Source organism: Methanobrevibacter olleyae, assembly GCF_900114585.1.
In the GTDB taxonomy this organism is placed as follows: domain Archaea; phylum Methanobacteriota; class Methanobacteria; order Methanobacteriales; family Methanobacteriaceae; genus Methanobrevibacter; species Methanobrevibacter olleyae.
In genome coordinates this window covers 41090-62287 of record NZ_FOTL01000009.1, presented here as the reverse complement: position 1 = coordinate 62287, position 21198 = coordinate 41090, and the positions used below count along the sequence as shown (strand labels likewise).

The 21198-nt window shown below is 26.5% G+C and carries 22 protein-coding genes, 1 tRNA gene and 1 pseudogene; 23 read left to right on the top strand and 1 reads right to left on the bottom strand.

Annotation, left to right across the window (positions count from 1 at the left end; all coding sequences use genetic code 11):
• Positions 1-318: pseudogene (locus BM020_RS09810) on the top strand (IS5/IS1182 family transposase); the annotation flags it as partial.
• Positions 319-470: 152 nt separating this feature from the next.
• Here BM020_RS09810 and BM020_RS04070 read toward each other — a convergent pair.
• On the bottom strand, positions 471-1025 hold the full coding sequence (locus tag BM020_RS04070; RefSeq protein ID WP_074798320.1) for a hypothetical protein: 555 nt from the start codon (positions 1023-1025) through the stop codon (positions 471-473).
• Positions 1026-1350: 325 nt separating this feature from the next.
• Between BM020_RS04070 and BM020_RS09805 the strand changes: the two genes are divergently transcribed.
• From BM020_RS09805 to BM020_RS03960, 22 genes are all read left to right on the top strand, one after another.
• Positions 1351-1875: an SHOCT domain-containing protein gene (locus BM020_RS09805; protein ID WP_074798318.1), complete on the top strand. Its 525-nt coding sequence runs from the start codon at positions 1351-1353 to the stop codon at positions 1873-1875.
• A gap of 147 nt (positions 1876-2022) precedes the next feature.
• Complete coding sequence (locus BM020_RS04060; protein WP_074798315.1) at positions 2023-2892, top strand: hypothetical protein; 870 nt, start codon at positions 2023-2025, stop codon at positions 2890-2892.
• Between the two features lie 381 nt (positions 2893-3273).
• Positions 3274-3358: transfer RNA gene (locus BM020_RS04055), tRNA-Ser, on the top strand.
• A 479-nt stretch (positions 3359-3837) separates the two neighbouring features.
• On the top strand, positions 3838-4284 hold the full coding sequence (locus BM020_RS04050; RefSeq protein ID WP_067145935.1) for a 30S ribosomal protein S13: 447 nt from the start codon (positions 3838-3840) through the stop codon (positions 4282-4284).
• Positions 4285-4388: 104 nt separating this feature from the next.
• The gene (locus BM020_RS04045) at positions 4389-4925 is read left to right on the top strand and encodes a 30S ribosomal protein S4 (RefSeq protein ID WP_067145937.1); all 537 of its coding nucleotides are present in this window, start codon (positions 4389-4391) and stop codon (positions 4923-4925) included.
• Positions 4926-4936: 11 nt separating this feature from the next.
• Positions 4937-5329, top strand: a complete 393-nt coding sequence (locus BM020_RS04040; protein ID WP_067145940.1) for a 30S ribosomal protein S11 — start codon at positions 4937-4939, stop codon at positions 5327-5329.
• A gap of 12 nt (positions 5330-5341) precedes the next feature.
• The gene (locus BM020_RS04035; protein ID WP_074798313.1) at positions 5342-6169 is read left to right on the top strand and encodes a DNA-directed RNA polymerase subunit D; all 828 of its coding nucleotides are present in this window, start codon (positions 5342-5344) and stop codon (positions 6167-6169) included.
• Between the two features lie 2 nt (positions 6170-6171).
• A complete protein-coding gene (locus tag BM020_RS04030) occupies positions 6172-6537 on the top strand; it encodes a 50S ribosomal protein L18e (RefSeq protein WP_067145944.1) in 366 nt (121 codons plus the stop codon).
• Between the two features lie 23 nt (positions 6538-6560).
• The gene (locus BM020_RS04025; RefSeq protein ID WP_082762226.1) at positions 6561-6986 is read left to right on the top strand and encodes a 50S ribosomal protein L13; all 426 of its coding nucleotides are present in this window, start codon (positions 6561-6563) and stop codon (positions 6984-6986) included.
• Positions 6987-7165: 179 nt separating this feature from the next.
• Positions 7166-7564, top strand: coding sequence for a 30S ribosomal protein S9 (locus BM020_RS04020; protein WP_067145948.1), 399 nt, complete (start codon positions 7166-7168; stop codon positions 7562-7564).
• A gap of 241 nt (positions 7565-7805) precedes the next feature.
• The gene (locus BM020_RS04015; protein WP_067145950.1) at positions 7806-7976 is read left to right on the top strand and encodes a DNA-directed RNA polymerase subunit N; all 171 of its coding nucleotides are present in this window, start codon (positions 7806-7808) and stop codon (positions 7974-7976) included.
• 148 nt (positions 7977-8124) lie between these two features.
• Entirely contained in the window at positions 8125-8343 is a 219-nt protein-coding gene (locus BM020_RS04010; RefSeq protein ID WP_067145953.1) for a DNA-directed RNA polymerase subunit K, read from the top strand.
• A 560-nt stretch (positions 8344-8903) separates the two neighbouring features.
• The gene (gene eno / locus BM020_RS04005; protein ID WP_067145955.1) at positions 8904-10151 is read left to right on the top strand and encodes a phosphopyruvate hydratase; all 1248 of its coding nucleotides are present in this window, start codon (positions 8904-8906) and stop codon (positions 10149-10151) included.
• Positions 10152-10495: 344 nt separating this feature from the next.
• A complete protein-coding gene (locus BM020_RS04000; protein WP_067145957.1) occupies positions 10496-10687 on the top strand; it encodes an indolepyruvate ferredoxin oxidoreductase subunit alpha in 192 nt (63 codons plus the stop codon).
• Positions 10688-10830: 143 nt separating this feature from the next.
• Complete coding sequence (gene rpsB / locus BM020_RS03995) at positions 10831-11427, top strand: 30S ribosomal protein S2 (protein WP_067145958.1); 597 nt, start codon at positions 10831-10833, stop codon at positions 11425-11427.
• Positions 11428-11922: 495 nt separating this feature from the next.
• Positions 11923-12774 carry an AmmeMemoRadiSam system protein B gene (amrB, locus tag BM020_RS03990; protein WP_067145960.1) on the top strand — a complete coding sequence of 284 codons (852 nt, stop codon included), beginning with the start codon at positions 11923-11925 and terminating at the stop codon, positions 12772-12774.
• 373 nt (positions 12775-13147) lie between these two features.
• Entirely contained in the window at positions 13148-14131 is a 984-nt protein-coding gene (mvk, locus tag BM020_RS03985; protein ID WP_074798311.1) for a mevalonate kinase, read from the top strand.
• Between the two features lie 245 nt (positions 14132-14376).
• On the top strand, positions 14377-15192 hold the full coding sequence (locus tag BM020_RS03980; RefSeq protein WP_067145964.1) for an isopentenyl phosphate kinase: 816 nt from the start codon (positions 14377-14379) through the stop codon (positions 15190-15192).
• A 652-nt stretch (positions 15193-15844) separates the two neighbouring features.
• The gene (gene fni / locus BM020_RS03975) at positions 15845-16894 is read left to right on the top strand and encodes a type 2 isopentenyl-diphosphate Delta-isomerase (protein WP_067145966.1); all 1050 of its coding nucleotides are present in this window, start codon (positions 15845-15847) and stop codon (positions 16892-16894) included.
• Between the two features lie 229 nt (positions 16895-17123).
• The gene (locus tag BM020_RS03970) at positions 17124-18470 is read left to right on the top strand and encodes an RNase J family beta-CASP ribonuclease (protein ID WP_067145968.1); all 1347 of its coding nucleotides are present in this window, start codon (positions 17124-17126) and stop codon (positions 18468-18470) included.
• A 394-nt stretch (positions 18471-18864) separates the two neighbouring features.
• A complete protein-coding gene (idsA, locus tag BM020_RS03965; RefSeq protein ID WP_067145969.1) occupies positions 18865-19860 on the top strand; it encodes a short chain isoprenyl diphosphate synthase IdsA in 996 nt (331 codons plus the stop codon).
• Between the two features lie 355 nt (positions 19861-20215).
• On the top strand, positions 20216-20788 hold the full coding sequence (locus BM020_RS03960) for a hypothetical protein (protein ID WP_143743951.1): 573 nt from the start codon (positions 20216-20218) through the stop codon (positions 20786-20788).
• Positions 20789-21198 lie beyond the last annotated feature (410 nt).

Genomic DNA, 21198 nt, shown 5'->3' with positions numbered 1-21198 from the left:
AATTAAATCAAATATTCAACTACAAATTAGAGATATTTAACCCAAAAAAGAACACAGAAAAGATTAAAAAACTATTAAAAAGACTAAAAAACGAATTTTTAGAAAAAATAAACAATTGGGAAAAATATAAACCAATAAGGGGTAAAATAGAAGACTTCTTCAAATTATGCAAAGATGGACTCAACATGAGAGAATATACACAAATATACACATGATTCAGTAAAAAGAACCGTATATTTAAATGTATTTTTAGCAGGGCTCATCACATTACAAGGCTACACTACAAAAACAGCCCTACAAAAGCTTGCAGAAATGTAAAAAATCTAGGACCCTAAATTTAATTTATTATATTTTTTCTGTTTTTCTATTTTTAGGATTATTATTTTTTTATAATTTAATTTATTATATTTTTTGCTTTAATTTTAAAAATAAGTTTAAGTTATCTTTTTTTTAAAAAATAAGTTTAGGGATTATATTTTCTCGTAAGAATCCCCATCTATTTTATAACTTGGTTTTAGTATCTTAAATGTTTGAATCACATCTACAAAAGATTTTAATACAACTTGATCTCTATTATTTTTAGTATACAATTCAAGAGAATATAAATTATTGCTTTTTAAGATAGAATATTGTTCTACTTCTAAACCTTCTTTTGTTGTGTAAAATACATCCCATATTCCATATTTATCAAAAGTATCCATTCCTGATTCCTGAATTTCACATTCTTTTGATTTGAGGTCCTTTTCTACTAATTCTTTTAACTCTTCAACTGTATTTACTAAACATGGTTGTGTAGATATTTTTACAATAGCATTATTATTTTTATTAAATAATACAGCATCTGTAAATTCATCTTCATCATCAGATTTTATATTCTCCCATAAAAATGGGTATTCAAAACTAATGTATTGGTTATTAAAACCTCTTTTCATTTGCTTTAAAGTTTCTTCTTCACTAAGTGTTTTAGGTTCGCCTTTTCTATCGTTATTTAACTTAAGTACAAATTTATCATTATCTTTAGACATTTTATCACTCAATCATAAATTTTTATAATAATTAATTTCATTATTTTCATTTAATAATATAATTTTTATTTTAATATATTTTATATTTAATTATAAATTTTAATCTCATTTTAAGATAAATTTATATGTTTTTAAAGTATTATATTTTAATAATAAGATAAAAAATAAGATAAAAAATGAGATAAAAAATAATATAAAAAATAATATAAAAAATAATATAAAAAATAATTTTTTTTTTTAAAATTGAAATTGATTAATGATTATAAAGATATTCTAAAAATGAATTTGATTATAGATTATAAAAATATTTTAGATTTTTGATACTATGGGAAAATTAAGTAAATTAGGCTTTTTAATAAATCCGAATGGAAATATGCCTAAAGGTGATATTAAATCAAAAAATATTGAATTTGATTTTTTAGGTCTTTTAATAGAAACTAAGGATGGGGAAGAAAACACATTTAATGGAGCTATTAAATTAGATGAAGGTTCTATTTATGTAGAAAAAAGAAGCAGGCTAAATGGTAAAGTTAAAGATTCTTTTGATATAGATTATGATGATATAAATCAAGATGATATTCAAAGAATAGCTGATAATAGAATTCAATTTAATTTAGCTGATAAAAATCTCCTATTAAAAACATTAGATGATGATATGTTAAATAACTTTGAATATAAATTAATAAACAAATTAACTACTGGCTCTTTTGAAATTGAAGAAAAATCTCAACTAAAAGAAGCTATTCTTAATATTCCAGAAGAAATAAGAAAATATCACGATCTATATAAAGATGGAATAATTACAGAAGAAGAATTTGAAAACAAAAAGAAGGAGCTTTTAAATTCTTAGGTGTTCTTTTAAATAATCTAATTAAATAATTTATTCTTTTAAACTAATTAAATAATCTAATTAAATAACCTAATTAAATAACCTAATTAAATAATTTATTCTTTTAAATAATCTAATTAAATAATCAATTCTTTAAATGGTGATAATATGAAAATTAAATCTGTTCCAGAAATTATAAAAGAAATGGATTCTTTATTTAAAGAAGAGAAATATGATGAAGCTTATCAATTTGCTCAAGAAAATATTAACTTAAATAAAGAATATCTTGAAGGAGAATATATTTTTAAGAATCTTCTTGAAGAGCTTTTATTCCAAGCCACTATTAAAAAAGAAGTTAAAAGAAAGTATCCTCTTATTTTAGACTATTCCACTCTTTATTCTAATTATGGGAATGTATTATTACATTTTAATGAATATGAAAATGCTTTAAAGAGCTTTAAATTGTCTTACAATTATAACCCAATCAATGTTAAAGCTATTTTCGGATTATGTGAAGTTTACAAACAAAATAATAATTGGGATGAATATTATAAATTAAGTGTACAATCTGTTAAATATTCTTATTCCGTTGAAGACCTTGCTAAATCCTTTAGAAATTTGTCTCTTTATTATCTTAATGAATCTAAAGGTTCTAAAGATGATGAAAATTTAAGATTAGCTGTTTATTTAAATAGATTAAGTAAAACTTATGATAATCAATCTGATTTGGCTATCGGTGAATTAAAAATATTTGATGACTATTTAAAGACTTACTTGGATGAAAATAATTTAAATGACATTATTAATCAAAATATTGAAGATATTAAGGAATATCTTAAATCGAAGGGTTTACCTTATTCTGCAAGTATTGAAGTTATAACAATATGTAAAAATCTTGGATTCCAATTAGATGAAAGTAAAAAGGTAATTCCTGCTTTATTCTATTTTAATATTGCATACGATTTAACTAAAGATCCTAAAATTAAATATGTCATCGATGATTTAAATGATAAAGTAGAAAGAAGATTAGATGAATAGTTTAATAAACGATAAAGTAGAATAAGATTAGATGAATAGTTTAATAAATGATAAACTGGAAAGAAGATTAGATGAATAGTTTATTTAGGAAAAATATTTATTATTTTTAATTATCTTTAGAAAAATTTGTTTTTAATTATTTTTTATCATAATAAAATCTCAAATTTAAGTTCTAATATATAAACTTTGCTATAATCTTATAAAAAATCTTTAAATATTATTAAGTTTAATATTGATTTGTAGCTATGATTTTAGTTTTAATCCTATTTTTTTAGAAATTATGCTTGAATAATCAAAAACTTTATATATTATTAATTACTTATATTTTTATATCAGTGAATTATATATTAGACAGTTCTATGTTTGATATCTTACTAGATTGCCGAGATAGTCTAGCCTGGTAAGGCGCGGGACTGGAAATCCCGTGAGGATTGTCCTCGCCTGGGTTCAAATCCCAGTCTCGGCGTTTATTAGTATATAGCAATTTAATATAATTCTATTTAATAGGATTATTATTAATGATAATATCACTTTTACAAATTATCATTAACTTAAATCTGATTCAAATAAGCTTTACGAATTAGATTTAATATTTGCTTTTTTTTAATTAGTTAAATTATAATCTAGCTATAGCTATAAAAGTTTATTAGTAATTTATCGAGTATTAAGTTACTCTATCTTTTAGTAAGCTAAGCGTAGTTATTATTTAATTAGAATTATTAAATGTGCTTGAAACTGATATTGATGAACTCTTAGTTTAATGGATTTGAAATCAGACTTAAAATAGTATGAATAATGCAAATTATAAAATTCTATGATTAAAATATTATTGGACTAAGTTTTACATTGTTGAAAACTGTGCTTTAAAATAAAGCATTCGAATCCGCTAAATTTTTTATACACGTCTCGTGGGTTCGCTCTATAGATATTATGGAGGTTACTTTAATGGAAGACGACTTTAAGCACTTAGTGCGTATATCCAGAAAGGATGTAGATGGTAATAAAAAAATCGAACAAGCTTTAACTGAAATTAAAGGTGTTGGATTATCCTTATCTAGATCTATCTGTCTTACCTTAGGTTTAAATACTGAAAAACAAATTGGTTACGTTGCTGAAGATGATGTTGCTAAAATCGAAGCAGTTTTAGAAGATCCTAAAGAATATAACATTCCTGATTGGATGTTAAACAGACGTAACGATTATGCTACTGGTGATGACCTTCATTTAATTGAATCTGACCTTGACATGACTTTAAGGGATGATTTAAACAGGATGAAAAAGACCAGAAGTTACAAAGGTAGAAGACACGAAGTTGGTTTACCAGTTAGAGGACAAAGAACTAAATCTACTTTCAGACACAGTTCTACTGTCGGTGTAAGTCGTAGAAGATAATTTTATATCTTTTTAGACTGATTATGGTAAATTTGATAAATTTTTAAATTGATTATATTATTGAATAATTATTGAAATTTATATCTAAATAAGGAGATGTGATTATGGGACATCCAAGAAAAGCAAGGAAAAAGTATGATACACCACCTCATCCTTGGAATGCAGAAAGAATTAAAACTGAAAATAAATTAATGTCTAAATATGGCTTAAAAAATAAAAAGGAAATTTGGAAAGCTGATACTTTAGTTAGAAAATACAGTAGGGAAGCAAGATACTTACTCGGGTTCTCTCAAGATCAAGTAAAAGTTGAAACTGAAGAATTATTAGGAAACTTGAAAAGATCAGGAATCCTTGATGAAAATGCCCAGTTAGAAAATATTCTTGATTTAACTGTTGAAGATATTTTAAGAAGAAGATTACAAACTATAGTTTTCCAAAAAGGTTTAGCTCGTACTGCTAAAGAAGCAAGAATGTTTGTTGTACATGGACATATTGCTTTAAACAGCAAAAAATTAAATTCTCCAAGTTATGTTGTAAAAAGAGGAGAAGAAGAAGCAATTGGTTTTTACCGCTCTTCTCCTGTAGCTAAACAGATTGAAGAACATAATAAAGCAGCTACTCAAGCTGGTGAAAATCAATAAGGGGTGTAATTATGGCAAAAGATGAAAAATGGGGAATAGCTAATATTTATTCATCCTTTAATAATACTATCTTAACTGTAACTGATATTACAGGAGCAGAAACCATCTGCCAATGGTCTGGTGGTAAAGTAGTTCGTGCAGACAGACAACAATCTTCTCCTTTTGCAGCGATGGAAGCAGCTAATAGAGCAGCTGAAGATGCAAAAGAAAAAGGTTTTGTTGGATTGCATATAAGAGTAAGAGCTCCTGGTGGAAACGGTCCTAGAAGTCCAGGTCCTGGTGCACAAGCAACTATTCGTGCTTTAGCAAGAGCTGGAATTAAAATTGGTAAAATTGAAGACATAACTCCTATACCTCATGATGGTACTGGAAGACCAGGCGGTAAAAGAGGAAGAAGAGTATAAGAAGGGTTTAATATGAAAATTGATGTCAAAGAACAAGATGAAAATTCTATGACTTTTAAAGTTTATGATGTAGAAGTTCCTTTTATTAATGCTATTAGAAGAATTGCTATGATGAAAGTACCAAAATTAGCTATTGATGATGTATTTGTAGTTAAAAATGATTCTGCAATGTTTGATGAAGTATTAGCTCATAGATTAGGTTTAACTCCTTTAGTTTCTGATGAAAAATCTATTGAAGGATTAGTGCTTCCTGAAGATTGTGACTGTGATTGTGAAAAAGGAGAATACTGTCCAAGGTGCAGTGTTTCATTTTCTTTAAGAGAAACTGGACCTAAAACTGTATATTCTAAGGATTTAAAATCTTGTGGTGACTCAAAAATTAAACCAGTATACGATACCATACCTCTTTTAAAATTAAAAGAGGGTCAAAGTGTTGATTTAGAAGCTGTAGCAAAATTAGGAATTGGTAAAGACCATGCAAAATGGGTACCAACTACTGTTTGTTCTTATAAGCAATATCCTGAAATAACTTTTAATGAAGATGAAGAAGTTATTTATGCAGCTGCAGATAATTGTCCTAGAGGAGTATTAAAAGCTGACAAAGAGGAAGGAAGAATTGATATTGTTGATATTGAAAACTGTTCTCTTTGTAAAACTTGTGTAAGAACAGCAAAAGCAGCTGATTCTAAATTTATCAATGTTGGTTATCGTGAAAATGATTTTATTTTTAAAGTTGAAACTGATGGATCAATACCTCCTAAAGAGGTTTTATTAAAAGCTTGTGATGTTTTAGATTCTAAAACAGATGAGTTTATCACATTTAGTGAAGGAGGAATCTAGTAATGGCTAGAAAAATTAAAAAAACTAATCCTAACCTTATTACACTTATTAAAAATCTTAGAAAACAGTCTTATGAGGAAGAAGTAGGTATTTGGAAGGAAGTAGCTATTAAACTTGAAAAACCTTGCAGAAACCAAGCTGAAGTAAGCCTTTCTCATATTAATAAAAATACTGTTGAAGGAGAAACTGTGGTTATTCCAGGTAAAGTATTATCTGATGGTAAATTAAATCACAAAGTTACTATAGCAGCATTAGGATTTACTAAAAATGCAGAAGCAAAAATAGAAAAGCTCGGTAGTGAAGCTATTTCTATTGCAGAACTTGCAGAGGCTAATCCTAAAGGTAGTAATGTTAAAATTATGTTATAAGCTTAGGGAATGGTGTTAAAATGATGATTATTAACGGCGAAGGACATATTTTAGGAAGACTTGCTAGTGTAGTTAGTAAGAATCTTCTTGAAGGGGAAGAGATTGTAGTTCTCAATGCTGAAAAGATAATGTTAACTGGTAATAAAGAATGGGCTTATGCTAAGTACAAACAAAGAGTAGATAGAGCAAGTATCTCTAACCCTCGTGACTTAGGTCCTAAATACCCAAGAAGACCAGAAGATATATTCAGAAGAACCGTAAGAGGTATGTTACCTATGAAAAAAGCAAAAGGTAAAAGTGCTTTTAAAGGATTCAAAGCATTTGTAGGTATACCTGAAGAGTATACTGATGTTGAACTCATTACCATGCCTGAAGCTGAATATAAAGACATTAAAAAAGGAATGGAATTAGGAGAAATCTCTAAACTTTTAGGAGCTAAATTTGAATAAATTGATTATTAATTATTATTTTTAATAATTATAGTCTATAATTATTGTTTTTAATAATTATGACTTATTTAATTATTATTTTTAATAGTTATGATTTATTTTTAATTATTTAGTTTAAGTATAGATTTGTTCTAATTAGGATTATTATACGAATTATATTAAATGATGGAGTAATTGTTATGAAAGTTGTTCATACTAGCGGTAAGCGTAAAACAGCTGTTGCAAGAGGTACTGTAAGAGAGGGTACTGGTAAAGTAAGAATTAATAAAGTTCCTTTAGAACTTTATTCTCCAGAACTTGCACGTTTAAAATTAACTGAACCATTAGAATTAGCTGGAGAAGTTGCAAACAATGTAGACATCTCTATTAGAGTTAATGGTGGAGGAGTTATTGGCCAAGCTGAAGCTGCACGTATGGTAATTGCAAAGGGTTTAGTACAATGGACTCAAGACATGGATTTAAAAGAGATTTACACTCATTATGACAGAACCATGTTAGTAGGTGACCCAAGACGTTCTGAACCTAAAAAGTACGGCGGTCCTGGAGCTAGAGCTCGTAAACAAAAAAGTTACAGATAATTTTAATAATTTTATTCATTATACATAATTTTCGTATGATGGATATTTCGATAAATTTTACATTTCTCTTTAGGAAATTTATATTCTAGTTAGAAATTGTAAAATTTATAAAATTTTTCTGTAGGAATTCATTATCTAATCTTTAATTTTTTAAGATTAGGTTTAGTTGCAAAATTTAATTAAAATTTTCATAATTTCTTAATTATGAATATTGTTTATATAAAAAGGAAATGATGATTATATGATACCTATACGATGTATAAGTTGTGGAAAACCCGTTTCTGCATATTTTGATGAATATAACCGTAGATTAGCTGATGGTGAGGAATCAAAAGATATTTTGGATGATATGGGTATTACAAGATATTGTTGTAGAAGAATGTTAATTTCTCATGTTGAAACTTGGGAATAATCTTTAATCTTTTTTATTTTTTATTATTAGTGGATTATTAATTAAATAGATTTATTTGATTAATTTGATTATTTTCTATTTTATGGGAATTAATTAGCTATTAATAGTTTATACTATTGATTATTTTTTAATAATTAGGAGTTAAATAATGGCTGCAAATAAAAACAATACAAAAAAATTAACAAGATTCGAAAAAGCTAGAGTTTTAGGTGCAAGAGCTATTCAACTTTCAATGGGTGCTAAACCAATGCAGCATAAAGAAGTTGAAAAATTTATAAAAAGTTCAAAATCTCATGATCCTATTGATATAGCTACAAAAGAACTTGAATTAGGTATTTTACCTTTAAATGTTAGAGTCAAAGAATAAATTTTTTTATTCTTTTATATTATTCTTTTTTAGTAGAAAAAGAATTTTTCATATTTATTAGGATTAAGTATTTAAATAATAAATTACTTAATAATATTATAAATAAATTATTAAAATTATTTAATTTAGATTTTAAATCATATAATTTATTTAAATTTATTTATTTCTTTAAATTAAGAATATCATATGCAATCTATAAATCAACCTTCTAGTTTTTTATGATTATTATAATCCATTATAGATTTTATGGTAAGACGAATTAATGATTCTTCAAATCTCATTGGTAACTTATTAATTAGTAATGTTAATTGCTTAAAAATTAATTAATCTAATAGACTTATCTATATTTGATTTAATCTTTGTTAAGGTTAATTAAAATTAATTATTAAGAACATATTAAGGTTTAATTATAAAATTACTAGTTTATATTGCATCTCTTAATTAATATCTAAATAAATTAAAGAATAATTAAATTTTATCTATAAATCAATTATAAAATCATTTTAATAAATTTATATTTAAAATTAATTTAATTATCTTTTTACCTTTGAGGTGTTATTTTGGATAGTGTAATCGAAGATGTTCGTGTTAGAAAAATTTTAGATAGTAGAGGAAATCCTACTGTTGAAGTGGATATAATTACTTGGAATGGATTTGGTAGAGCTGCTGCACCAAGTGGTGCTAGTACTGGTTCTAGGGAAGTTGTATCTTTCCCAGAAGGTGGAGTAAGCCAAGTAATCACTGATGTTGAAGATTTAATTTCCTCTGAACTTATTGGTATGGCTGCTGAAGATATTGAAGATATTGATGAAGTTCTTAAAGAAATTGATGGAACTGATAATTTATCTGCAATTGGTGGTAATACTACTGTAGCTGTTTCTATGGCTGCAGCTAAAGCAGCTGCTATGAGTTATAATTTGCCACTTTATAATTTCTTAGGTGGCAATTTTATTAAAGAAATACCTTATCCTTTAGGTAATATGATGAATGGTGGTGCTCATGCTGGTTCTAATGCACCAGATATTCAAGAGTTTTTAGTTGTTCCTATTGGAGCTAATGATATGGTAGAAGCAGTTTTTGCTAATGTAGAAATTCATAAACGATTAAAAGAACTCATAACTAAAAAAGATCCTAATTTCACTGGTGGAAAAGGTGATGAAGGTGGATGGATTCCGAATATTACTAATGATCAAGCTTTAGAAATTCAAGCTCAAGCTTGTGAAGAAGTAGGAGATGAGCTTGGTTTTATAATCAAACCTGGTTTAGACATGGCTTCATCTGAATTTTGGAACAGTGAAGAGGGTAAATATGTATATGGTCAAGATGGTATTAAAAGAGATATTGGAGACCAGGTTGACTATGTAAAAGACTTGATTGATACTTATCATATGTTTTATGTTGAAGATCCCTTTGATGAGAGAGATTTCGAAGGATTTGCAGAACTTACTGCAAAAGTAGCTAAGAAATGTCATATTTGTGGTGATGATTTATTCGTAACTAACAGTGAATTATTAGCTTATGGGATTGAAGAGAAAGCTGCAAATGCAATCATTATTAAACCTAACCAAATTGGTACTTTAACAGACACATATGAAACTGTGAAATTAGCTAAAGAAAATGATATTATGCCTATTGTTTCCCATAGGTCTGGAGAAACTTGTGATGAGACTATTGCTCATTTAGCAGTAGCATTTGGTGCTCCTATGATTAAAACTGGTGCAATAGGTGGAGAAAGAATAGCTAAATTAAATGAACTTATTAGAATTGAAGAAGAAATGTCTAATCCTAGAATGGCAAATTTGTTCTAATTTGACTTATTGTCCATTTTAGTTTATATAAATAGGATTTTCTTAACTGATGATAGGTTTAATTATTCAAAAATCATAATTATTGTAAATTTTTAAGTGATTGATTTACTTTAATAAGTAGTAATGATAGTTAATAAATAATTGATTTATTTTTATGGACTTAAAAATAGTTAAATTTATTAACTATTAAATTAAATCTTTTTAATATTGTATTAAAAATTATATTAAAAGATTTTTAGGTAATTAATTAATAGGCTTTTATAAAATGAGTTTTTAGTATTTATTCAAGTTTATTAGTTAAATTATTAATTAATAAAAAATTTTAGAAGAAAATGGTGTAAAAAATGTCAACTGTTATTATTGATGCAAGTAAATGTGAAAATGCAGACTGTGGTGAATGTGTAGATATGTGTCCTATGGAAATCTTTTCCTTAGAGGGTGATAAAATTGTAACTGATCATGAAGATGAATGTACTTTATGCGAAGTTTGTGTCGACATCTGCCCTAATGACTGTATTACTATCAAAGATGAATAAATTTGTTGATTTTCAAGATTGAATTCAATATTAATCTCCTTTTAGGATTTTATTTGAATTCTTTCTTTTTTTTAATAATTTAATTAAATATATTTTCAAATTTCAAATTAACAACTAGATTTAATGTATTATATGGTGATAAAGTGTCAGATTTATTAATCCCTTTAGAGAAGTATTTGGCTGCTGGGTTACATATTGGTACCCAACAAAAAACTAGTGACATGGAAAAATATATTTTCCGTGTAAGATCCGATGGTTTATATGTTTTAGATGTTCGTAAAACTGATGAAAGAATCAAAGAGGTTGCTAAATTTTTAGCAAAATACGACCCTGATGACATTTTAGTAGTAGCTACCCGTCAATATGGTCAAGCTCCTGTTAAAAAATTCGGTGAAGTAACTGGTTGTAAAACTATTCCTGGTAGATTCATCCCAGGTACTTTAACTAACCCACAATATGCTAAATTCATCGAACCTAAAGTTATTGTTGTAACTGACCCAAGATCCGACTCTCAAGCTATTTTAGAATCTAAACAAAATGGTATTCCAGTTGTAGGTTTATGCGATTCTGAAAACTTACTTGCTAATGTAGATATTTGTGTTCCATCTAACAACAAAGGTAGAAAAGCTATTGCTTTAATTTACTGGTTACTTGCAAGACAAATCTTAAGAGAAAGAGGAATTCTTGGAGAAGATGAAGATTTAGACTTAGAATCTTCTGACTTTGAATTAAAATTTTAGGTTAATTAATTATCATTCAATTAATTAACTTTTTTTATTCTATTATTATTTTTACTGTTTTTAAAGATTTTTATTAATCTAAGTTTTTTAAAGTATTTTTCTATTTTTATAAGCTATTTTACTAATTTTATATTATTACAGGCTATTTTCACTAATTTTAGCTATTATAAGTTATTTTTACTAATTTTATCTATTATTGTAGCTTATTTTTACTATTTTTATCTATTTTTAATCTATTTTTATTAGTTCTATTTTTTATTTTTAAAAAAATTAAATAAATTTTTTATATTAAGTTAATTAAATTTATAATTAATTCTTAAAAAGATTTTAATTAAAGATTTATAATACAATTTAAAGATTTTAATAATAAAAGAATAAGAAATTTAAAGATTTTAATAATAAAAGAATAAAAAATTAAAGATTTTAATAATAAAAGAATAAAAAACTTAAAAATTTTATTAATAAAAGAATAAAAAATTAAAAATGGGTGAGAAGATGATTAGAGAACCTGCATTTGCTGGTGCATTTTATGAGAATAATGTAAAATATTTAGTAGAATCAATTGAGGACTGTTTTAGACATAAATTGGGATTTGGAGAAATACCTAAACTATCAAGAATCAATAAAGAAAAACAAGTAAATGCAGTTATGGTTCCACATGCAGGTTATGTTTACTCTGGTCCAACTGCTACTCATGCTTACTCTAAAATAGTTCAAGATGGATATCCAGAAACCTTTATTATTCTTTGTCCTAATCATACTGGCTTTGGAGCGGATGTTTCAGTATTTAATGAAGGGTCATGGATTGTACCAAATGGTGTTTGTGATATAGATAATGAACTTGCAAATAGCATTATTAAAAATTCTAATTTTGCTAAAGCTGATTTTCTAGCTCATCAAAGAGAGCATAGCTGTGAAGTTCACCTTCCTTTTTTAAAGTACTTCTCAAGTGACTTTAAAATAGTTCCTATTTCTATGATGGATCAATCTATTGAAGCATCAGCTGATTTAGCAAATTCAATCTATGAGTCTAGTCAGGATTTAGGAAGAAAAATCACCCTAATTGATAGCACTGATTTATCTCATTTCAAGTCTCAGGAAAAGACAGTTGAACATGATGGGCTTGTGTTTAATGAAGTGAAAAGTGGAAATACTAAAGGTCTTTATGAAATCGTTAAAAAAGAACAAATTACTATGTGTGGATACGGTCCAACTATGGTAAGTATGGAGTATTCTAAAAAATTAAATCAGAGAAACTTTGAAATTTTACAACATTCAACAAGTGGTGATATAACTTTAGACTATGCATCAGTTGTTGGCTATGGCTCTGGGGTTTGGACTGATTGATTTTTTAAACTCTTATTTTTATTCTTTTTTTATCCAGTTTTTACAACTATCATCTTGTTTTATAAGTTTTTCATGATATTTACAAAAGAATTGAGTGCATAATCCAATATCAAATTCTAAATATTTGCAATTATAACATTCTTTTTCTAAATTCTTTTTTTCTATATTGACCATTAATTAATAGTATAGTTTTTATACTATTTAATATAAATCTATTAATATATTCAATTTTAGATAATATTTTATTTTTAAAATAAAATCTTAGATGAATTTGATTATGGGATATAATTAATTATTTTTAAAGTCAAATCTTAGAGTGAGTTTGATTATAGAATATTATCAATTAATAAAAAAACTATTGGAGAATTATGAGATGAAAAAAATATCAGTAGCTTCTGCACCAGGGAAAACAATTCTTTTTGGTGAACATTCCGTTGTATATGATGAACCTGCTATTGCAGGAGCAGTAAACAAAAGAGCTACAGTTAGTTTATGTAAATCTCATAATAATTACTCTACATTAAAGTCTAATGATTTAGGTTTTGAAGTTATTATGAATACTCGCCGAGGAACCTATACTCTAAAAAGAGGCAAACCTGGAATTATTCGTTATATATTAAATGCTATGGGTAAATTCCATGATCACACCTCTATTGATATGGATTTATCTCTCAATTTACCTATAGGCTCTGGTTTAGGATCTTCTGCTGCTGTAACTGTAGCTACAATTGCTGCTTTACATCATTACCATGGTGTTGATTTCAATAAAGAAACTCTTGCAAAAGAAGCACATGCTGTAGAAGAGGAGGTTCAGGGAATTGCTAGTCCTTTAGATACTTTGGTTAGTACATATGGAGGATTAGTTTATTTGTCTCGTGAAAAGAGGATAGTTCCTTTTGATAATAATTTAGATGCTCCCTTTGTTATAGGATATACTTCTAAATATGGAAATACTGGCAAAGTGGTTAAAAAGGTAAAAACATTGAAAAATAATTATCCAGAATTAGTAAATCCTATAATTGATACAATGGGAAAAATTGCAAATGAAGCAAGAGTAGCTATTTTAAAAAATGATATTGATAAAATAGCTGATTTAATGAATTTAAATCAAGGTTTACTTGATTCATTAGGTGTAAATACTTATGAATTATCTCGTATGATTTATACTGCTCGTGATAATGGGGCAGTTGCTTCTAAAATCACTGGTTCTGGTGGTGGTGGAAGTATTATCTCTTTATGCAGAGAAGATAATGTAGATGAAGTTGCAGAAGCAATTAACGTTGAAGATAGAACTATTAAAGTTAAATTCTCAAAGGATGGTGTCTTAGTAAATAGAAAATCCCCTCCCTTGTCTTAAAAATTTTTTAATTTAATGATTATTTAATTATCATATCTTTATTATTTAATTGTTATTTAGATTATTTTATATTTTTATTTAATAATATTTTAATTATTTTATATTATTATTTAATAATATTTTAATTATTTTATATTATTATTTAATAATATTTTAATTATTTTATATTATTATTTAATTATTATTTAGATTATTTTATATTATTTAATTATTTATTTACTTATTTTTATTTATAGTGTGATTTTATGATTATTTTAAAAATTGGTGGAAGTATATTAACTGAAAAGGATTCAACAGAACCAAAAGTGGATTATGACAATTTAAATAGGATTGCAGAGGAAATCCAAGAATCATTATATGCCGATGAAATTAGTAATGATTTAATTGATGGTTTAGTTATTGTTCATGGTGCCGGTTCTTTCGGACATCCTCCTGCTAAAAAGTATAAAATTGGCGAACCTTTTGAAATAGAGGACTATCTTGAGAAAAGAATTGGATTTGCAGAGATTCAAAATGAGGTTAAAAAGCTAAACTCCATAATATGTGAATCTTTAATTGCACATGGTATTCCATGTATTGCTATACCTCCATCCTCTTTTATCACTACACATAATAAAAGAATATATGATTTTGACCTTGATTTATTAAAAACTTATATTAGAGAAGGTTTCATTCCAGTTCTCTTTGGAGATGTTGTTATAGATGATGAGGTAAAAATAGCTGTTATCTCTGGAGATCAAATACTTCAATATATTGCTAAATTCTTGAAATCCGATAGAATTGTTCTTGGAACTGATGTTGCAGGTGTTTACACTAAAAATCCTAAAACCCATGATGATGCAGTTCATATTGATGAGGTAAATTCTATTGAAGATATTAAATTTTTAGAATCCACTACTAATGTTGATGTAACTGGCGGTATGGTTGGTAAAGTAAAAGAGCTTTTAGATTTAGCAGACTATGGTATTTCCTCTGAGATTATTAATGCTAATGAAAAGGGAGCTATTGCTAAAGCTTTACAAGGTATGGAAGTAAATGGAACTAATATTTGTAGAAAATAATTTTAACCATCTTTTAGATATTTTAATTTATTTAATTTAATTATTTTTTTATTATTTATTGTTGAAATTTTTCTAATTTTTTATCTATTTTTTAACTATTTTTTATCTGTTTTTTTCAAAAATTCACCTTTTTTTACTAATATTTAAATATAATGAGGATTATAAATATTAATAGTTGAAATATATGGATTGTATATATTTTTGAATTTAAAAAATTAGAACTAATATTTTAATATTGATGGGATAGCTTTAATATTTTTAAATTCATTCGGGACCTAATTAAACACGTAAGAATATTTAATATACAGGTATACTTTAATTTAACATTAATATTTAAAATAAGGGATTGTTAGATCAGATTTTAGATAATTTAGAAATTTTGATAATTATTTGATAATTATTTTAAAGGATTTATAAGAATTTACTATTTGGAATAAATAGTTTGGATTTATTTAGATTAATCTTTGGATTTCTTTATCATTCTTATTCTTATTGTTTTTAGGTTTTAATGGGTTAAAAATTTATTTCATAAAAATTAATTTATTATTTTTTATTTTTTTTCACTTTAAAACATTTTAAAATTTTATTTTATATAGGGTTTTGTTTTAAAGTCATTATGTTTATTATTTAATTAATTATTAAAGAGGAAACAATGATTTCAGATAGAAAATTAGAACATTTATTAATTTGCAAAAATTATGATGTTAACTATAAAGATAAAACTACGGGTTTTGAAGATATTGAATTAATTCATAAAGCATTACCTGAAGTTCATAAAGAAGAGATTGATATTTCAACAGAAGTCTTTGGTAAAAAATTAGAGTCTCCATTATTCATTACAGCTATTACTGGAGGACATGCTGCTGCAAAAGAAATTAATAAAGAATTAGCTATCGTTGCAGAAGATAAAAAAATTGGTTTAGGTTTAGGCAGTCAAAGAGCAGCTATTGTTAATCCAGACTTAATAGATACTTATGATGTAGTGAGAGAATATGCACCATCTACACTTGTTTTAGGGAATATTGGTGCACCACAATCTGATTTAGCAGAAAAGGCTGTTGAAATATTAGATAGTGATATTTTAGCAATTCATTTAAATCCCTTACAAGAAGCAATTCAGCCTGAAGGGGATGTGGATGCAAGAGGATATATAGATTCAATAGCTGAGATTTGTAAAAGTGTAGATGTTCCTGTTATGGCTAAAGAAACTGGTACTGGCATCAGTGGTGAAGATGCAATTGCACTTCAAAAAGCTGGAGTTAGCTTTATAGATGTTGAAGGTGCTGGAGGAACTAGTTGGGCAGCTGTTGAAACTTATCGTGCTGATGATAGGTATATGGGAGAATTGTTCTGGGATTGGGGAATTCCTACTGCTGTAAGTACTGTAGAGGTAGTAAATTCTGTTGATATTCCAGTAATATCTTCTGGAGGTATTCGTTCAGGGCTTGATGCTGCAAAAGCTATTGCTTTAGGTGCAGATGCAGTTGGTATGGCATTACCTGCATTAAAAGGAGCTTATGAAGGGCAAAAATCCTTAGTTGATATGGTTGAAAGATTTAATGAATCTTTAAGAATTGCTATGTTTTTAGTTGGTGCTTATAATATTGAAGAGCTTAAAAATTCAAATCTTATTATTAAAGGAGAAACTAAAAACTGGTTAGAAGCAAGAGGCTTTGATACAAAGGCATATGCTAAAAGGTAATTTAGAAAAGCATATGCTAAAAGGTAATTTAGAAAAGCATATGCTAAAAGATAATTTAGAAAAGCATATGCTAAAAGATAATTTAGAAAATCATATGCTAAAAGATAATTTTATTTTAAGTTTTTGAGTTAATTACTCAAAATTTGATTATTTTATAAAATTTAGAATTAATGATATTATTCTCATTTATTAAGGGAAAATAAAAACTAAAATTTAAAGGAGGCAATAAATGACTGTAGAAGTTATTGCAATTGGTGGATATGAAGAAGTAGGAAAAAATATGACTGCAGTTAAAGTTGGAGAAGATGTAGTCATATTTGATATGGGTATCCACTTAGATAGAATTAGTATTCATGAAGATACAGATATAGATAGAATGCATAGTTTAGATTTAATTGAAAGAGGAATAATTCCTGATGATACAATAATGAAAGATGTTGATGGTAAAGTTAAGGGAATTGTATTTTCACATGGTCACTTAGACCACATTGGTGCTGTTGCTAAATTAGCTCATAGATATGATACACCGATTATTGGAACTCCATATACTACTGCATTAATTGAAAAGCAAATTAGGGGAGAACGTAAATTTAAAGTAAACAACCCAATTAGACCACTTAATCCTGGAAGCAAAATTAAATTATCTAAGGATATAACTTTAGAATTTGTCCAATCTACCCATAGTATTCCTCAAGCGGTGTTTCCAGTATTACACACTCCAGAGGGAATAATTGTTTATGCACTAGATTTTAAATTTGACAACCATCAAAAAGTTTCTCCACCACCTGATTATAATAGACTTAGGGAATTAGGTAGAAAAGGAGTCTTGGCTCTTATTGTAGAAACTACAAATGCTATTAATTACACTGAAACTAGAACCTATTCTGAAAAGGTAGCAAGAATTATTTTAGAAGATTTAATGAGAGAACCTTTAAAAGCTAAAGAAGGTATGATCGTTACTACATTTTCATCACATATAGAAAGGATTCAAACTATTGCAGATATTGCTAAAAATAGTGATAGGGAAATTCTCTTTTTAGGACGTTCTATGGAAAGGTTCTGTGGTATAGCACAAAATTTAGGAATTTTAAAATTACCTAGAACTGCTTATGTTCATGGATCTCCTAAAGCTGTAAATAAAGCACTTATGAAAGCTGAAGATGATAGGGATAAATATTTGCTTGTAACTACTGGTCACCAAGGTGAACCTGATGCTTTACTTCCAAGAATAGCTAGTGGAAGAACTCCATTTAATATTAAAAAAGGGGATAATGTAATCTTCTCAGCACCTATTATTCCAAATCCAACAAATGCAGCAAATAGACATATTCTAGAATCTAAATTAAAAGCAAACGGTGCAAGAATTTATGCTAATGCTCACGTTTCAGGACATGCAGGCCGTGAAGACCATAGGGATTTCTTAAGAATGCTTAAACCTAAACATATTATACCAGCTCACGGTGAATTAGATATGTTAGTTGCTTATGGGGAACTTGCAGAAGAGGAAGGATACAGAATTGGAAATAATATTCATATTTTAAGAAATGCTCAAGCTCAAGTTTTTAATGGTAATTAACTCAAGCTTTTTGAGCCTTCGGCTCAAAAACCTTGACCAAAATTCTTATTATTTTAGTGTAGTATTGAATTAGCAGTATATTTTTTTTAAAAAAATTAATTATTATTAAGTAAAATATTTTTTTTTAAAAAATTAATCATTATTAATTAAAATATTTTTTTTTAAAAAATTAATTATTATTAATTAAAATATTTTTTTTTAAAAAATTAATCATTATTAACTAAATTGTAATTAAGTATTTAATTAAGTTTTAATAAATAATAAAATAAAAATATTATTTTATTTAATTATTTTTTTTAAAATGATTAAAATAATGAATAAGTTCTCTTTATTTCAAATTTAAGCTAATATATTATAATAAAATTTTAATAATATTTTTTTAAGAGGGAAAATCATGTCTGATGTTACGGATGTTTTAAAACAATATTCTGAAGATGTTGTAAAAACTATTGAAGAAAATCTTAGTGTAATTGAGCCACAAGATTTACAAGATGCTTGTCTTTATTTAACTAAAGCTGGTGGAAAAATGCTTAGACCAGCTCTTACTTTAATTTCTGCAGAAGCTGTTGGAGGAAATAAAGAAGATGCTTTAAAAACAGCTGCTGCTTTAGAACTTATCCACACTTTTTCACTTATTCATGATGATATCATGGATGATGATGATATGAGAAGAGGAATGCCTTCTGTTCACAAGGTATGGGATGAACCAGTAGCTATTTTAGCTGGAGATACTTTATTTTCAAAAGCATTTGAAATGGTCATTGCTTCTAAAGAAGAAAATGCTCATCCTGCAAATGTTGCAAATGCATTAGCTACTGTAGCAGATGCTTGTGTTAAAATCTGTGAAGGTCAAGCTTCTGATATGAGTTTTGAAGGAAACTTTGATGTTAAAGAAGATGAATACTCTGAAATGATTTTTAAGAAAACCGGTGCATTAATCGCAGCTGCTACTAAAGCAGGAGCTATTATGGGTGGAGGAGATGATGAAGCTGTTCATGCTTTATATGAGTATGGCCGTATGATCGGTACTGCATTCCAGATTCAAGATGATTATTTAGATGTAATCAGTGATGAAAAAGATTTAGGAAAGCCTGTTGGCAGTGATATTGCTAAAGGTAAAATGACCCTTATGGTAGTTAAAGCATTAGCTGAATCTGAAGGTGAAGATCATGACAGATTACTTGAAATCTTAAAAGATGACGATTGTTCACAAGAAAGTATTGATGAAGCTATTGATTTATTCAATAAATATGGCTCTATTGAATATGCTTACAATCTCGCTTTAGAAAACATTGATTGTTCTAAGAAAGTACTTGAAATATTACCCGATTCTGAAGCTAAACAATTACTTATTGCTTTAGCTGATTTTGTTATTGATAGGTCTTCCTAACCAGCTTTTTTGACCTTCGGTCAAAAAACCTGGACCAAAATTTTTTTTATTAGTTACGGATAATCATTCTTAATTATTTTTTCAATTATCTTAATTACTTTTTTATCTTTATCTATTTTATTATTTTTATTATTTTTAATTAATTTATTATTTTTATCTATTTTTATCTATTTTTAATTAATTTTTTATTTTTATCTATTTTTATTATTTTTATTATTTTTAATTAATTTTTTATTTTTATCTATTTTTCCCTTTTTAGCTATTTTTAAGTTAAGTTTATAAATAATTTAATTTAAAATAATAATTATATCAGATTTATTAATTCAATTATAAAATAGATAATGGGGAGATTTAAGTGGATTTTAGGCGTTTATCAGTGATAATGATAGTGGTTGTTGTGGTTTTAGCTGCTTCTTTCTTTTTGTTAAATTTCGATGATTCTATTGCCTATAATAGAGTTGGTCTTACAAATACCTCTAGTATTGAAATGCCAATAAGTGATGAATCTACAAATAATGTAATTAGTGGTGGTATCCATATAATTAATGATACTCAACATGATTTAGTTCTAATGTATTTTAATAGTGAACAAGGTAATCAAGTTGCAGCTGTTGAATTAGAGTATATTCGTAATTCTTATGTTAAAAATTCAGTTGAAGAAAAGTTAGCTAATCAAACTGTTTGGCATAATGAAGAAAATGGAACTTATATGGCTTTTATAGGAAATTATATAACTCATGATAATATCTTAATCCTTTCTAAAGATCCTGAAATATTAGAACATATGATATCTTCTGCTAAGTATGTATACTTTAATGAAGAGACTAATAGCACAGAAACTATTAATGGTGATAATCAAAGTTCTGTAAATACTACAAATAATATATCTATTGATAGTGGAGGTTCTAATTCAAATAATTTTAATTAATTTAAATTTAAATCTTATTATTTTTTATTATTCTCTTATTCAATTTTTTTCTATTTTCTAGTATATTTTTTTAAGGTTTGTATTCCTTTTTTCTATTTTCTAGTATATTTTTTTAAGGTTTGTATTCCTTTTTTCTATTTTCTAGTATATTTTTTTAAGGTTTGTATTCCTTTTTTTCTATTTTATAGTATACTTTTTTAAATATTACTTTTTAAAAGATTTATCTCTTTTTTTAATTTAATTTTATTTTTATCAGCTTTGTTTAAAATTTTATTGATGCACTGTTTTGTTTTTGTATCATTCATAGCAAACTATTTATATTGTAAATAAATAAATTTATATACATAGAATTATTAACTATACTTTTAGAATATTCTTTTAACATATCACCCCCTTTACATTAGTTTCTA

What these genes read in the sequence shown, in the direction of transcription:
- BM020_RS04070 (WP_074798320.1), bottom strand. Translation starts at nt 1,025, where the DNA reads ATGTCTAAAGATAATGATAAATTTGTACTTAAGTTAAATAACGATAGA.
- BM020_RS09805 (WP_074798318.1), top strand. Translation starts at nt 1,351, where the DNA reads ATGGGAAAATTAAGTAAATTAGGCTTTTTAATAAATCCGAATGGAAAT.
- BM020_RS04060 (WP_074798315.1), top strand. Translation starts at nt 2,023, where the DNA reads ATGAAAATTAAATCTGTTCCAGAAATTATAAAAGAAATGGATTCTTTA.
- BM020_RS04050 (WP_067145935.1), top strand. Translation starts at nt 3,838, where the DNA reads ATGGAAGACGACTTTAAGCACTTAGTGCGTATATCCAGAAAGGATGTA.
- BM020_RS04045 (WP_067145937.1), top strand. Translation starts at nt 4,389, where the DNA reads ATGGGACATCCAAGAAAAGCAAGGAAAAAGTATGATACACCACCTCAT.
- BM020_RS04040 (WP_067145940.1), top strand. Translation starts at nt 4,937, where the DNA reads ATGGCAAAAGATGAAAAATGGGGAATAGCTAATATTTATTCATCCTTT.
- BM020_RS04035 (WP_074798313.1), top strand. Translation starts at nt 5,342, where the DNA reads ATGAAAATTGATGTCAAAGAACAAGATGAAAATTCTATGACTTTTAAA.
- BM020_RS04030 (WP_067145944.1), top strand. Translation starts at nt 6,172, where the DNA reads ATGGCTAGAAAAATTAAAAAAACTAATCCTAACCTTATTACACTTATT.
- BM020_RS04025 (WP_082762226.1), top strand. Translation starts at nt 6,561, where the DNA reads ATGATTATTAACGGCGAAGGACATATTTTAGGAAGACTTGCTAGTGTA.
- BM020_RS04020 (WP_067145948.1), top strand. Translation starts at nt 7,166, where the DNA reads ATGAAAGTTGTTCATACTAGCGGTAAGCGTAAAACAGCTGTTGCAAGA.
- BM020_RS04015 (WP_067145950.1), top strand. Translation starts at nt 7,806, where the DNA reads ATGATACCTATACGATGTATAAGTTGTGGAAAACCCGTTTCTGCATAT.
- BM020_RS04010 (WP_067145953.1), top strand. Translation starts at nt 8,125, where the DNA reads ATGGCTGCAAATAAAAACAATACAAAAAAATTAACAAGATTCGAAAAA.
- BM020_RS04000 (WP_067145957.1), top strand. Translation starts at nt 10,496, where the DNA reads ATGTCAACTGTTATTATTGATGCAAGTAAATGTGAAAATGCAGACTGT.
- amrB (WP_067145960.1), top strand. Translation starts at nt 11,923, where the DNA reads ATGATTAGAGAACCTGCATTTGCTGGTGCATTTTATGAGAATAATGTA.
- mvk (WP_074798311.1), top strand. Translation starts at nt 13,148, where the DNA reads ATGAAAAAAATATCAGTAGCTTCTGCACCAGGGAAAACAATTCTTTTT.
- BM020_RS03980 (WP_067145964.1), top strand. Translation starts at nt 14,377, where the DNA reads ATGATTATTTTAAAAATTGGTGGAAGTATATTAACTGAAAAGGATTCA.
- fni (WP_067145966.1), top strand. Translation starts at nt 15,845, where the DNA reads ATGATTTCAGATAGAAAATTAGAACATTTATTAATTTGCAAAAATTAT.
- BM020_RS03970 (WP_067145968.1), top strand. Translation starts at nt 17,124, where the DNA reads ATGACTGTAGAAGTTATTGCAATTGGTGGATATGAAGAAGTAGGAAAA.
- idsA (WP_067145969.1), top strand. Translation starts at nt 18,865, where the DNA reads ATGTCTGATGTTACGGATGTTTTAAAACAATATTCTGAAGATGTTGTA.